At 58.2% G+C, this 13581-nt stretch carries 10 protein-coding genes; 4 read left to right on the top strand and 6 right to left on the bottom strand.

Going from position 1 to position 13581, the window contains the following annotated elements; genetic code table 11:
• Position 1: 1 nt before the first annotated feature.
• Positions 2 to 1207, bottom strand: a complete 1206-nt coding sequence (locus CFR79_RS07320) for a diaminopropionate ammonia-lyase (protein ID WP_110547436.1) — start codon at positions 1205 to 1207, stop codon at positions 2 to 4.
• Between the two features lie 110 nt (positions 1208 to 1317).
• Between CFR79_RS07320 and CFR79_RS07315 the strand changes: the two genes are divergently transcribed.
• Together CFR79_RS07315 and CFR79_RS07310 are read left to right on the top strand one after the other, a co-directional pair.
• Positions 1318 to 1806, top strand: a complete 489-nt coding sequence (locus CFR79_RS07315; RefSeq protein ID WP_110547435.1) for an Lrp/AsnC family transcriptional regulator — start codon at positions 1318 to 1320, stop codon at positions 1804 to 1806.
• Positions 1807 to 1990: 184 nt separating this feature from the next.
• Positions 1991 to 3169: a M24 family metallopeptidase gene (locus CFR79_RS07310; protein WP_110547434.1), complete on the top strand. Its 1179-nt coding sequence runs from the start codon at positions 1991 to 1993 to the stop codon at positions 3167 to 3169.
• Between the two features lie 141 nt (positions 3170 to 3310).
• On the opposite strand, the gene CFR79_RS07305 is transcribed toward CFR79_RS07310, so the two are convergent.
• Positions 3311 to 5554: a prolyl oligopeptidase family serine peptidase gene (locus CFR79_RS07305; protein ID WP_181417388.1), complete on the bottom strand. Its 2244-nt coding sequence runs from the start codon at positions 5552 to 5554 to the stop codon at positions 3311 to 3313.
• Between the two features lie 285 nt (positions 5555 to 5839).
• Here CFR79_RS07305 and CFR79_RS07300 point away from each other — a divergent pair, with 285 nt between their 5' ends.
• Positions 5840 to 7534: a DUF885 family protein gene (locus tag CFR79_RS07300; RefSeq protein ID WP_110547432.1), complete on the top strand. Its 1695-nt coding sequence runs from the start codon at positions 5840 to 5842 to the stop codon at positions 7532 to 7534.
• 111 nt (positions 7535 to 7645) lie between these two features.
• Here the strand turns inward: CFR79_RS07300 and CFR79_RS07295 are convergent, their stop codons facing one another.
• Genes CFR79_RS07295 through CFR79_RS07280 form a run of 4 tightly spaced genes read right to left on the bottom strand, consistent with a single transcriptional unit; the run spans position 7646 to position 12700 of the window.
• On the bottom strand, positions 7646 to 8476 hold the full coding sequence (locus CFR79_RS07295) for an ATP-binding cassette domain-containing protein (protein WP_110547431.1): 831 nt from the start codon (positions 8474 to 8476) through the stop codon (positions 7646 to 7648).
• Positions 8476 to 9498, bottom strand: a complete 1023-nt coding sequence (locus CFR79_RS07290; RefSeq protein WP_110547430.1) for a FecCD family ABC transporter permease — start codon at positions 9496 to 9498, stop codon at positions 8476 to 8478. The genes CFR79_RS07295 and CFR79_RS07290 overlap by 1 nt, the downstream gene beginning before the upstream one ends.
• A complete protein-coding gene (locus CFR79_RS07285; protein ID WP_258373452.1) occupies positions 9495 to 10424 on the bottom strand; it encodes a heme/hemin ABC transporter substrate-binding protein in 930 nt (309 codons plus the stop codon). The genes CFR79_RS07290 and CFR79_RS07285 overlap by 4 nt, the downstream gene beginning before the upstream one ends.
• Positions 10424 to 12700 carry a TonB-dependent hemoglobin/transferrin/lactoferrin family receptor gene (locus tag CFR79_RS07280; protein WP_110547428.1) on the bottom strand — a complete coding sequence of 759 codons (2277 nt, stop codon included), beginning with the start codon at positions 12698 to 12700 and terminating at the stop codon, positions 10424 to 10426. The genes CFR79_RS07285 and CFR79_RS07280 overlap by 1 nt, the downstream gene beginning before the upstream one ends.
• 234 nt (positions 12701 to 12934) lie before the next feature.
• Between CFR79_RS07280 and CFR79_RS07275 the strand changes: the two genes are divergently transcribed.
• On the top strand, positions 12935 to 13540 hold the full coding sequence (locus tag CFR79_RS07275) for a biliverdin-producing heme oxygenase (RefSeq protein WP_110547427.1): 606 nt from the start codon (positions 12935 to 12937) through the stop codon (positions 13538 to 13540).
• The last annotated feature ends 41 nt before the right edge of the window (positions 13541 to 13581 follow it).

The raw sequence follows: 13581 nt of genomic DNA, 5'->3' as shown, positions 1-13581 counted from the left end.
TTCAGGCCCGGACGCTTGCGGCAGGACGGATCTGATCGGGGTGGCATCCCACAATTTCGCCATATCGCACGGGGTCCGTAGCGCCTTCGGTATTGATGACAAAAATACGCGATGCAGCATCAAGCCCAAGTACAGTACGTATTTCGGGCGAGGTCGCTGCACGGATAAGCCCCGCAAGCCCGACGCCTCCGCTTTCCCCTGCCACGATAGCCGGATCACGCCCCTGGGGATAAGCAAGGCGCTTCATGACATTTACAGCATCATCCTCATCGACCGTCATGAAGGCATCCGCCGTATGGGACAGGATGCGCCACGCGGCGAGAGAGGGACTATAACATTCAAGCATGGCCATGATGGTGGGCTGCGTGGCCGGAACCGTCACGGGTTCGCCTTTCAGTGCTGATTGATAAAGACACGCGGCGCGGGCCGGTTCCACTACCGTGAAAACCGGACGCGCCGCACCCATGACAACCGCCAGATGGCCAGCAACGGCGGCTGCAATTCCCCCTACCCCGGCCTGTACGAATACATGCGTAGGCGGAGCGGGCATCTGACGCAGCGCCTCACGCACGAGGTTCATGTAACCCTGCATGACCAGACCGGGAATATATTCGTAACCCGGCCATGACGTATCCGATATCGTGATCCAGCCCTTCTCGGCCGCCGTCTGCGCCGCCACTGTCACAGAGTGATCGTAGGTTCCATCCACATGTACGATTTCCGCGCCAAAGCGGGCAATGGCCGCAATGCGGTCGTGACTGACACCTTTATGAACAAAAATGACCGCTTTCGCCCCGACTGCCTGCGCGCCCTGTGCGACCGCGCGCCCGTGGTTTCCGTCTGTGGCGCAGGCGAATGTCATTCCCATGGCTACCGCACGTACCATCGGGCTATGCAGTTCGGATACATCCACCTTCCGCCCTTCCTGCTGGGCTGCTTTTTCCAGCACGAGCCGGGTGACCGCGTAGCCACCGCCAAGCGCCTTGAAGCTGCCCAGTCCCAGTCTCTGCCCCTCATCCTTTACGTGAATGACACCCACTTTCAGCGCCTCCGCCATCTCTGGCAGGTTGTAGAGTGGTGTGGGCGCGCTGTTTTCCCGGTAGGTCAGGAAGCGTTCCACGTCCTGCGCTGCCTCTTTACCCAGCAGCGCCGCATCAGATACAGGCAGAGGTTGCTTATGGAGCGTACTGTTGTTTTCAAGAAACATTTTTACACGATCCCTGTCATGATGCGTGCAAATATATTGCAACGTCACTGAAATATCTGCTGTATTATACAGTGTATTTTGCACATTTTTTGCATGAAGGACGCTGTTTTATGTCTTCATCTACAGGTCGGTCCGATCTTGACCAGTTTGACCTTGCCATTCTCGATATACTGCAGCGCGACAATACGACGCCGCAACGTGTCATAGGCGAAGCGGTCAACCTGTCCGCCCCATCGGTGCAGCGCCGGATCAGGCGACTGGAGGAATGTGGCGTGATCGAAGCGAATGTATCGGTAATCAATCCGGTTTCAGTCGGACGCACCATAACGGTTCTGGTGGAAGTAGAAGTCATAACCGAGACCGTCGAACTGATTGCGGCAGCCAAGCAGAGCTTTGCAACATGCCCACAGGTCCAGCAATGCTATTATATAACTGGCAATGCCGATTTTTTCCTCGTCATGCTCGTTTCGACCATGGCTGAATATGAAGAACTGACCAAAACTCTTTTTTTCGGGAATAACAATGTGAAGCGGTTTCGTACGACCGTGGTCATGGACCGGGTCAAGACCGGCATGGCCGTATCGCGCCCCGATGCCTGACAGACCTGACGATAATTACGTATTTTTGGGTTGATACCGAAATAAAGTTTCATATCTCCATCAAAAATAGAGCGCTTTTCTTGTCTGTTCTGCAATATTTATAAAGGCGGGACATGTCCGCCGCATCAGGCAGAATATCATATCCGTACATGAAATTTATATATCCATGCCAGGGTGAAGATAGATGACAATACTTCGTAATCCCCCCCGCAGAGGGTTCTGCGCCGATGAGTTCGCCTTGCGTGTACACAGGATGCAGTCCATCCTGCGGGCAGAAGAACTGGACGCGGTATTTGTCACGTCACCATCGAATATTCGCTATTTTACGGGTTTTGATTCCCAGTTCTGGGAAAGTCCAACCCGCCCGTGGTTTGTGGTTGTCCCGCGTGAAGGGGCCATTATTGCCGTAATACCGGAAATTGGCGCACCGGAGATGGCGCGAACCTGGGTGAATGACATCCGTACATGGCCCGCGCCATGCCCGGAAGATGATGGTGTTTCCCTTTTGGCAGACACGCTGTCTGCCGTTCCGCGCCGTTTCGGGCGCGTCGGGGCGGAAATGGGGCGCGAGATGGCGCTGCGCATGCCGGTTTCGGATTTTCTGGACCTGGGCACCCGCATGCCCGAAATGAAGATTGTGGACGGGACACCGGCTCTATGGCAGGCCCGCATGATAAAGACGGAGGCGGAAATCGATCATATCCGCTTTATCTGTGAGGTGGCGAGTGACGCCTATATCGGATTGCCAGACCTGATTTCCATTGGCGATACCGAGCGGACGGCCGTCAAGCGCCTGCGGGCCGATATGTGTGCGCGGGGTGCTGACAGCGTGCCCTTCATGCCTGCGATTTCCGGTCCCGGTGGTGTTGCGCAGATCGTCTGTGGTCCACAGGACCGCGTGCTGACGCAGGGCGATGTCCTGTTCATCGATACCGGTGCAACCTATGACGGGTATTTCTGTGATTTCGATCGTGTCTATGCCGTGGGCAGCATTGATGATGCCGCGCGCCGCGCCAATGAGGCCGTCTGGCAGGCGACGGAGTTGGGAATTCAGGCCGCCCGGCCCGGTGCGACGATGGAATCCGTATGGAAAATAATGGCCACCGCGCTACAGGATGCCGGATCAATCGGTAATAATGTGGGCCGACTGGGGCATGGGCTGGGGATGCAGTTGACGGAGCCCCCGTCCTTCCGGGAAGGCGAGGAAACCATCATCCAGCCGGGCATGGTCCTGACAATCGAACCGGGCATGGAATACGCCCCGGGTAAGATGATCGTTCACGAGGAAGACGTGGTGATTACGGAAGATGGCGCACATCTCCTGACCATTCGTGCGCCACGGGAAATGCCCGTCATTTCCTGACCGGGACCTGTAAATGCAGTGGAATGCCTTCATCAGCGCATACGGTAATATGGAGGCATTCCATGACATGCAGATCAATTACAGTGAAGTCTGCCTGATGTAAAAGCGCAGGCAGATCGCTGAAATCGTGATCTGTTTCATCTACTGTGCCGGGCTGACGGCTGCCGCCGGATGCAGATAAAGGTCTAAAAACCGCACCAGTCTGGTATAGGCAAAGCGTGTCTGTGGCAGATTTTCCGTATCCCATGGATGGTTTGCACCGGGTAGCGTGACCAGTTCGAACATTCGGTCCTGTGCGATCATGCGCTGTGCCATGGCCATGGTATCGGCATACAGAACGACCTCGTCCCGCGTGCCGTGGATGATCATCAGCGGGTCACGCAGGCCATCCGTGTGGTAGAGCGCCGACTGCCGCTGGTAACGGGCGGGGAAATCCCGGCCCGATGGTGGGCCCATGATCCATTCCTGTTCGGGATAGGCATGGGCCACGTTGCTGGCCGGTGCGCCCGCTACCCCTGCGGCATAGAAACCGGGTTTGGTGAACAGCGACATCAACGTCATCAACCCGCCATAGCTTGATCCCCAGATGCCGATACGCGCCGGATCGGCATAGCCCTGATTGATCATGAACTGCGCTCCGTCCTGCAGGTCATCAATGTCAAGCACGCCGTATTTACCCAGCATTGGCCGGTTCCATGCCTTTCCTCGGCCAAAGCTGCCCCGTATGCCCGGATTGATCACGATATACCCACGCGACACCAGATACTGATCCAGTCCCCATGTCGGATGGGCGGTCCGTCCACCCCACTGGTCGCGCACCGCGTCGGAATAGACCGAACCGACGATCAGGGGATAGCGGCGGCTGGAATCATAATCCGGGGGCAGCATGACACGCATCGTCAGCAGTGCGTTATCAACATGGCTTCTGTAGTCCATGTAGCGCACGTCCGCCCATGTTCGTGTATCAAACGATGGCAGCGGCGAATGTGTCACACGGATGGAAGGCGGCGTATTGGCGTCCAGCGCCGTGACATACAGGTCCGGCGGCGTGGTATCGTTGCTGAACCGGTCGGCCATATGGTCGAACCGGGGTGAGAAGACGGGTTCGTGGGTGCCATGTATCTGGGTGATGCGTTCAGGCATCCCGCCATCCAGACCGATGCGATAGACCTGGCGCTGTGCATACCCTGCTTCGTTAGAAGTAAAATACAGCCGCCCATGTATCGGATCGGGTACGAAGGATTCGATTTCCCATGTTCCCTGTTTCCCGGCCCTGCCCGTGATCGGATGCGGTCGCGCCCCTGCGGTGGGGATGTGGTAAAGCTGGTTATACCCGTACCGGTTTGTCAGCAGTACCAGTCCCCTGCCCCGTGGCGCCCATGCGGCCTGCCAGTCGGGACGGATCTGGGTGGGGTCGGCAAATTGGTAGAACCTTTGCCGATGTCCGGTGGATACGTCATAGACATCAAGGGCATGATGCTTGACCGTCAGGTCGCTGGCATTCACAAACAGGGATCGACCGTCCGGCGACAGGCCGAAATTCCATACCGGGTCCTGCTCGTTGTCGCGTGCCATCCAGCGCGGTGGTCCACCCGCAACATCGACGACGCCAACAGGGAACCCGGTATTGGAATCGCCGGGAAAGGCGCGGGTCACGTGGTCGTGGTGGTTCTGCCCATCAAGGGTATAATCGATCTCCACCTTATGGACGGCGCGGTTGTCAGCCATGACGAAAGCTATGCGGTCGGATGTGGGACTCCATTCCATCCGGTCCACACCGAAATCAGCAGATCCCGTAACCATGATGTTCGCGGGCATCCGTGCCTTCATGTCACGCAGCCACAGTGATCCATCGGATACGAAGGCCAGCCACCGCCCGTCCGGTGAGGTCGACAGCAGTCTGACCCCATGGTGTGCCGCTTCCAGCACGCTTACATGGCCCTGCATGTCCGTAACCCGTAACATGCCATCGGTTACAAAGGCGATGCGTCCGTCCGGCAACCATGCAAGCTGTGTCACGCCCGGATCAGGCGCGGGCGTTTTCGCCGTATTATGGCCGTCTTTCGCATCGTCCAGATGCGTTACCTGCCGTTTTATGTCCGATGCAGTATCGTAGACCCAGATATCACGAAACGTGGTTGCGTGATCATTCCATGCAAAAGCCAGTCGTGCGCCGTCAGCGGACCATGCGTAATGTTCAGGTGAGGTGCCGATTATGCTGTGATCCGCATACAGTCCTGCAATCGTCAGCGGTGCCGGTGATTGATTACCCGATGACCGTGCCGCAGCGACAGATGTCGCAGGCGTGGCGGACAGGACGGGCGTTGTTGCCGCAACCGATGCCAGTAGCAGCAGCCCTGCGGACAACCGGCATGAGGCCTTCACGCTCCCCATCCCGTTTCATGACATTTCGTTTCCATCATGATTCATCTAACGGCCCGCTGGCCCGGATGGCAATATCGTTTCTTTCTTGTCGGGTATCGTACTTTTCACGCTATGCCCCATCTGGAGTGGGTCCAGGATGTTGTGGTTTCGAAAAGACACACCAGACATCTGGTATAGGCCGGGGCAGAATTGACAGTCCGCGTGTGGTGCGGGCAACGTGAAACAAAGCTGCCGCGGGCGATGCGTCACGGTGGAGGGGAAATACCGCAGAGATCGGGAACACGAATGCTGCAAGAAATTCTAAAGCACCGCACGACGGTCCTGCTATGTGCCGGTGCCATGGTTCTGTTGCCGCAATGCAATGTCATGGCCACCTCGGCGCAGGCCGCCAGTCCGCAGTTGCAGACACTGTTTTCCGACTGGCGCACGTTTGCCGCGCCAGAACAGCGCGATGGCGCGCCAGACTATGATGTGAAGGCGCTGTCACATAAAAAGGACGGCCTGAAGCGGATGCAGAAGCGTCTTGCCGCGCTGGATCGAACGGGCTGGACTACCGAGGATGATATCGACGCGCGCCTGATCGCTGCGGAAATGAACGGGCTGGATTTCGACCTGCGGGTGCGTCGTCCATGGGCGCGTGATCCCGGTTATTTCGCCACCATCTTTGCCGAGGAAAGTGACGTGCCTGCGCATGAAGGTCCGTCGGCGGATACGATCGACCTGTTCCGCTACAGCTATCCGCTGTCACCGCAGGCGGCACAGGATCTTGCGACGCGTCTGTCGGGTGTGCCGGTGCTGTTACAGCGTGCGCGCGGGTGGCTGGCGAAAAGCAATACCGCCGATCTGTGGAAATATGGCGATCGAGAATTCCGCCGTCAGGAAAAAGTGCTGTCCGCATTGCTCGACGGTTCCCTGAAGATGCGCACGCTGGAGGGACAGAAGGCGGCCACTTTGGAAGGTGCAGGGCCACAGGTGCGTGATGCCGCGCAAAAAGCGCTGATCGCAACACGGGACTTCGCGGACTGGATCGAAGCCGAAGCCCCGCACAAGACCGGCCCATCGGGCGTGGGCAAGGTGAATTATGACTGGTACATGAAGAACGTCCAGCTTGTTCCCTACACCTGGGATGAGCAGGTCAGTCTGTTGCGGCGCGAACTGGAGCGCGCGCAGGCCTCCCTGCGGCTGGAGGAACTGCATAACCGCGACCTGCCGCAGTTGAAGCCTGTTGATGATGCCGTGGCCTATCGTAAATACGCCACGACGAAGATGCAGCAGTTCACTGATTTCATCATCAAATCAGGTCTGGTGCCGGATCAGCCCTATTACCGCGCGGCGATGGCGGCGCAGACGCTGGATTACACCCCGCCGGATGAGCGCAACTTCTTTCTGAAAGTTACGGCGCTGGACCCGTGGCCGCTCTATTCCCATGACATTCACTGGACGGAACTGGCGCGGATCAAGGATGACCCCAATCCCGACCCGATCCGTCGTGGCGCGCCGCTGTTCAACATCTATGCCGCCCGGTCCGAAGGGTTTGCTACCGCGTTCGAGGAAATCGTGATGCAGGCGGGGCTGTATGACCATGAACGGCGCGGGCGTGAACTGGTCTGGATCATGTTGGCCAACCGTGCCGCGCGCGGTCTGGCATCGCTGTATGTGCAGGCGAACCAGATGGACCTCGCCACGGCGGGACGGTTCCATGCGACATGGACGCCACGCGGCTATTCTGATCCCAACAATGCGCTGGTTGGTTTCGAGCAGCTTCTTTATCTGCGCCAGCCCGGCTATGGCACCAGCTATGTGACCGGAAAACTGATGCTGGACCAGTTGATATCGCGTCAGGCACATGATGCGGAGGCCGCAGGCCGCCCGTTTGATGTCCGCACCACGTTTGCAGGCATCGCGTCAGCGGGGATCGTCCCATGGCCACTGGTGGAGGAAGCGCTGCTGCCCGCAAAAACACTCGCTACCGCGCCGTAAAGGCGCGTTTCGGAAGTGAGCGGGTATGGAGGGCGGCGCGGATCGCGGTGGCAGTCGGATAAAGTCGTTCTCCTTGATCTACCTGCCTGTGCGCCTGATCGTGCAGGTAGGTTATGACGATGCACGGATATTGGCTTTCCTACCAATATTATCATGGGGAAGGATGAAGGGGCGGCCCGTTTTTGCATGAAGATGGATGCAGCCATCCTTGAGACCGAAAATGGAGCAGGCCAGATCCTGTGTCATTACAGCTTCGACGGTATCATACGCATGGACCCTGCCCTGATGAACCACAACCAGTCGGTCTGCGCAGGCGGCGGCCCAGTTGAGATCATGCAGGACAACAGCGACGCCACCGCCCCGGGCGGCATGCTGGCATGCCAGTTGCAGGACAAGCGCCTGATGGGCGGGGTCCTGCGCTGAAATCGGTTCGTCGAGCAGGAGAAAACCCGCAGGTAAGTCCTTCGCCCGGGCAACTTCCAGTTGCATGAGGACACGGGCAAGATTTGCACGCTGGCGTTCCCCGCCGGACAGGGTCATCATCTGCCGCCCGGCCAACTGTGCCAGCCCTACCTGCTGCAGTAGCATATCAGCCAGTGCCACCTGCCGGTCGATGGCCATCCCGCGGGCAGACATCCCTGCCCCCATCACGACCATCTGGCGTACCAGAAACTGGCCTGCAGTTTCATTTTCCTGTGTCAGCATGGCGCGGCGGGTGGCCAGATGCCGTGGCGACATGGCAGCGACCGGCTGGCCATCCAGCAGCACGTCTCCACCGGTCGGCCTGGACAGTCCACTGGCGAGACGCAGCAGCGAACTCTTGCCCGCACCGTTAGGGCCAATGATTGCCGTGACCAGCCCCCTGCCGAAAGACAGGGTGACGTCGCGCAGGATTTCACGCTCACCCCGCCGCCATGTTACGTTGCGCAATTCCAGTGTCATCACGAAACATCCGTACGGTGGCTACGTGCCAGCAGCCAGACAAAAGCCGGCGTGCCGAGCAGTGCCGTCACGACGCCAACCGGGATCTCCGCAGGGCTGGCCAGCGTGCGGGCCATGGTGTCTGCTCCCGTCAGCAATATTGCCCCCAGCATTGCACTGGCGGGCAGGACAATCCGATGGTCAGGACCTGCGGCCAGTCGTACCAGATGCGGCACGACCACCCCCACAAAACCGATGGCTCCCACCAGGGATACGGTCGGCCCCGTGGCGCAGGCGACCGCCAGAATGGACAGGCTTTTGATCCGTTCTACCGGGTAGCCAATCAGCAACGCGTTGTGTTCGTTGAGCAGCATGGCGTTCAGTGGGGCGGCAAGACAGGTGGCAAGTGCGCCCGCAATCAGCACAAACGGCACCAGCAGGCTGACACTGCGCCATGTGGCCCCGGAAAAGCTGCCCATTGTCCAGAAAGTCAGATCACGCAGGGCTGCATCATTTGCCCGGAAGATCAGGATACCCGTCAGCGCACCGGAAAAAGCCCCAAACGCCACGCCCGCCAGCAGCATTGCGGTGATCGATGTGACCCCACCGCGCGTAGCGAAAAGATAGAGCAGTCCCATGCCAGCAAAACTGCCCACGATGCCCGCACACGGGATTGTCCACATGCCAAGCCACGTCGCCCACTGCCACGAACTGCCAAGGATAATGACGCAGGCCGTCGCCAGCGCCGCAGCGGACGAAACCCCGGCCAGTCCCGGATCGGCCAGCGGGTTGCGAAACAGTCCCTGCATGATCGTGCCGGCAACCGCCAGCGCCGCGCCGGTCAGGCAGGCCATGACGATGCGCGGTCCCCGGATGTCGCGCAGCACCAGCCGTGTCGCCTGATCCTGTGTTCCAGCCGGATGCCACAGGTCGCGCAGGTGAACCGTCGTGGCCCCCGTATCAAGGGCCACAAGCATGGTCAGCAACAGCAGGACCGACAGTAGGCTGAAAAGCCAGACCGTGCGGGATATTTCCCTCGTCATGCGGGCGTGCTCAGGTGGCGGGCCAGTTCCAGTGCCGCATCGGGCGTACGGGGGCCAAAACCCAGCAGGCGTTCGCCTTCCATGGCGATGATCGTCTGGCTACTGCCTGCAGGCGTCAACCGGAATCCCGCATTGGCAAGCAGGGCGGCGCGGACCTGCGGGGCGTCCTGTTCCATGGTCAGTACCGCATCCGGTCGCAGGCCGATCAGGGCTTCCTGATCCAGTATCCTGTAGCCTTCAAATGTTGCGGGGTTGGTGCCACCGGCCAGACGGATCACGGCATCCGCGGCCGTGCCCGTACCTGCTACCATCAGGCGGTTATTGCTCATGCGCATGACGAACAGCACCCGCTTTGTTTCAGGGTGGGCCGCGCGCCATTGTGACAGCATATCGAAATGCCGCGATATGTCCGCGCAGATCCGGTCGCCAGCCATTTGCGCATGTATCAGTTTCGCCAGAAAGCGCGTGCGTGCCAGAATGGCATTTTCCGATGGTGTGGCGTCAACAAACACGACCGGCACATCTGATGCCATCAACTGCTCCAGAACCTGTGGTGGTCCACAATCGTTCATGGCCAGGATCAGGTCAGGCTGAAGCGAAAGAATGCCTTCGGCGGACAGGGCGCGCATGTAGCCCACGGATTTCTTCTCGCGCAATGCCTGTGCGGGCCATGTGGAGGTAATATCGACCGCGATGATACGTGCATCCGCACCCAGCGCATACAGCGTTTCGGTAATGGTGCCGCCAATACTGGCTATGCGCGTTGCAGGGCCAGTTTTTACCTGTCGCCCCCGACAGTCGGTGAACAGGTCATCTCCGGCGCTCCGGCTGATGCGTGGCATGGTCAGCACGCCGCCAGCCAGCAGGCAGGCAAATAGTCGGCGTCCCATTTCCACCCGACCGTGGCCTGCAGGTTTATATGTCATCAGAACTCGATCCTCGCGGTTACCTTGAAGGAGCGGCCAGGCTGCGTGTAATACCGCTCCGAAAGTGAACTGGATGACTGGCCATAGGGAAGCGAGGCTGCGTTGTAGTAAGCCTTGTCAAAGATGTTGTACATGCCCGCCTGTATGCGCAGCGGACGGTAGAATGTGGGGCTGTACCAGCCTGTCAGGTCAAAAATGACGTAGCCGGGCGTTTTCCACTGGTTCTGTAGCGATCCCGTGGTGGTCAGGTATTTGGCGTCATCGCGTGAAGTGGCGAATGTGCCCGACAGGTCGGTGCCCCAGTTATCCGTCTTGTAGCCGAAGCCGATGATGCCACGGAAAGGTGCGACCGAACTGAGGTGGAAGTTCATGTCCGTATCGCGCCCGTCGGCATAGGCAAACGAACCCCATGTATGCCAGTGCCGGTCAAACGCCCAGTTGACGCTCGCTTCCACACCATAAATGCGGACATGCGCCAGATTGGTATAGCCATAACACAGGTAGTACCCCGAACAGCCACTGACCCCCTCCATATCGATGAAGTTATGGTAGTGATTGTCATAAAACGAGATATTGGCCCCGCGTTCGGAATTGCCGTATTTCATGCCAACTTCCCATCCCCGGCTGCTTTCGGGTTTGAGGTTGGGATTCCCTGTTACCTGATAGTACGGCGGGGTGCTGTAATTCAGGTATTCCTCCGTCGCTGATGGGGCGCGGTAGGCTTCGGAATACTGTCCATATAATGTCAGGTTGTGGGCCACCCGCGCTTCCACCAGCACCTTGGGCGAGAAGTGTGAGCCATGGGCACCATGAGGCAGGCCGCTATATCCTGCATTTGCCATGTAGGACGTGGTATTATGCGGATCACGCTGGAAGTAATCGAAGCGGAAGCCCGGCGTGATATGGAACCATTCATTGCGCCCGATGCCGATACGGTCCTGAACGATTGCCCCCATGTCCGTCCCGTGTACCTTGGGCATGTCCGAGAAGTTGTCATGCAGGTACGGACTGGAGACCGCCTGCTGGCCGGTCTGGGTCTGGTAGGTATCGGTCAGGAAGACTTCGCCGCCATAAGTAATCTTATGGTGCAGCGGGCCGGTGAAGATGTTGTTTGTGGCTGACCCGGTAACACCATAGGACTGCACGGGCAGGCTCAGATGTTCGTGGGTATATGTGGAAGCATTGGCTGAATCCCGGTTCGTGATATCGGTATCGGTCTTGATGCTTTGCCAGTAGGCCAGAAAATGGGCCTCGCTGAACAGTGCGGTCGGACTGTCAGCCTGATAATCATAATTGGCTGAAACACGCGAACGCTGGTTTTCGCTGCGGGTATAATAGCGATCGGTCGCTGTGGTTTCGGAGGTTTTGGTCTCCTCGTTATAATTGCGGTCATACCATTCGCCCGTCAGGCCGATCCGATGGCCGCCAGCGAAATAATGCCGGACCTTGCCCAGAAAGTTGCCCACCTGATAGGACGCCGGATCTTTCATGGTCCGGGTCCGGCCATAACCACCCGTATCGCCACGGTTGCCCGTTTCGCTGCCGTTCTGGTAGCCTCCCTGAAGCAGGAACACGGTATTCCCGTAACGCGCAGCGAAAGCCTGATTGAGCAATGCGGCTTCGCTTGCGCCATTATAGGTCATCTTCGTCAGGCCCCCGAAGTTTTTACCGGGCTTGAGGATGTCTTCAGGGTCCAGCGTCCGCAGGGCAATCACCCCGCCTAGCGCACCCGTGCCGAAGAAACTGGAATCAGCACTTTTGACCACGTCAATGGCCCCGAGTGAATTGAAATCGAAATCACTTACGCCCCCCTGTGCGGTATTGAAGCTGCCTGCGTAGGCACCGTCATTTGCCCATGGCATACGCACGCCATCAATTGTGGTCAGTATCCGATTCTGGTCCAGACCACGAATATTGATGCTGGAGTTTCCGTTACTATAGTTTACAGAGGCATCCACGCGCCGTGAATAATCCTCCAGACTGTCGATCTGCCTGTCGCGGAAGGTTTTGTAGGTGGTTGTGGTGGTCAGGACCGCCGGTTTGCCCACTTCGCTATGATCCTTGTCGGGATCAAATTTCATCAGGTCGATGATGTCCGTACCGCCCTGCACTTTTACGGGGGAAAGCCGGATCGGCGCGGCGGGTGAAAGGGAAACCTGCGCTGGTGGAGAGGACTGTTTTACTGCCGTTTTTGGGGATGTTGTCGTATCTGTTGCCTGTGATGCGGCAAAGGCGGGGGTCATCCACGCACAGGCCAGAGCCGTGGTTGCAAGCATGTGACGGCGGCGTGCCTGCCCTCGTCGGAAGAAGAGCTTTATCATCATTCACCATTGCTACTGAGAATCATTAGCACAACGATATGCGTGCGATCACGAGGCGGCAAGGATTTTGTTGCGCCTGATTCTTAGTTGCACTAATGGAGGAAATGTTGGATTCCAGCGGTCTGCGCATGTGAAACGCAAGAATCAGTCCGTTGGACTCTAAGTATAAAATTGTAACAGGAAGAAAACATGACTCTGTTAAACGACGGGAACATTCACGTCCCCCTGTCCGGCTACCTGCGGGAAGCCACTCACCAGATCCACAATGATCTCAATCACACCGTCATGTCACGGGGCATGTTTACGGATGCCGCAGGCTATCGGGACTTTGTGTTGATGCAGTACCTGTTCCATCGTGACCTCGATCTCCTGTACAACAGCGATGACCTTGCGCGCATCGTGCCGGATCTGGCCACCAGAAACAGGTTCCAGCAGGTTTCGGCCGATATGAACGATCTGGACATCGCCATACCTGCCCCTGGCGTGCCTGTGGGCATGATGGACCCTTCCACCGCGATTGGATGGCTGTATGTCGCGGAAGGATCAAAGCTCGGCGCTAATTTTCTGACCCGGCTTGTTGAAAAAATGGGCTTTGACGACAGTTTTGGTGCCCGGCATATGGCGGCGGACCCGATGGGGCGTGGTCCTTCATGGACTGCATTCCGCAAGGCGATCGATCATGCGGGTCTTGACCCGGAACGTTGCGTACAGGGCGTGCGTGAAAGTTATGCCCGCGTAAGAAGCTATATCCCGGCACGGAAAAATAATACGGCGGCAACGGTGACGGCCACCTGACCAGTCCCTTCAGGTCACGACGCCTTTTGATGCGCAATACG

The organism is Komagataeibacter saccharivorans (assembly GCF_003207825.1).
Taxonomy (GTDB): Bacteria; Pseudomonadota; Alphaproteobacteria; order Acetobacterales; family Acetobacteraceae; genus Komagataeibacter; species Komagataeibacter saccharivorans.
This window is presented reverse-complemented; position numbering and strand designations above follow the sequence as displayed.

Coding starts and splice junctions, on each gene's coding strand:
- CFR79_RS07275 (WP_110547427.1), top strand. CDS start 12,935: ATGACTCTGTTAAACGACGGGAACATTCACGTCCCCCTGTCCGGCTAC.
- CFR79_RS07295 (WP_110547431.1), bottom strand. CDS start 8,476: ATGACACTGGAATTGCGCAACGTAACATGGCGGCGGGGTGAGCGTGAA.
- CFR79_RS07290 (WP_110547430.1), bottom strand. CDS start 9,498: ATGACGAGGGAAATATCCCGCACGGTCTGGCTTTTCAGCCTACTGTCG.
- CFR79_RS07280 (WP_110547428.1), bottom strand. CDS start 12,700: ATGCTTGCAACCACGGCTCTGGCCTGTGCGTGGATGACCCCCGCCTTT.
- CFR79_RS07285 (WP_258373452.1), bottom strand. CDS start 10,424: ATGACATATAAACCTGCAGGCCACGGTCGGGTGGAAATGGGACGCCGA.
- CFR79_RS07320 (WP_110547436.1), bottom strand. CDS start 1,207: ATGTTTCTTGAAAACAACAGTACGCTCCATAAGCAACCTCTGCCTGTA.
- CFR79_RS07300 (WP_110547432.1), top strand. CDS start 5,840: ATGCTGCAAGAAATTCTAAAGCACCGCACGACGGTCCTGCTATGTGCC.
- CFR79_RS07315 (WP_110547435.1), top strand. CDS start 1,318: ATGTCTTCATCTACAGGTCGGTCCGATCTTGACCAGTTTGACCTTGCC.
- CFR79_RS07310 (WP_110547434.1), top strand. CDS start 1,991: ATGACAATACTTCGTAATCCCCCCCGCAGAGGGTTCTGCGCCGATGAG.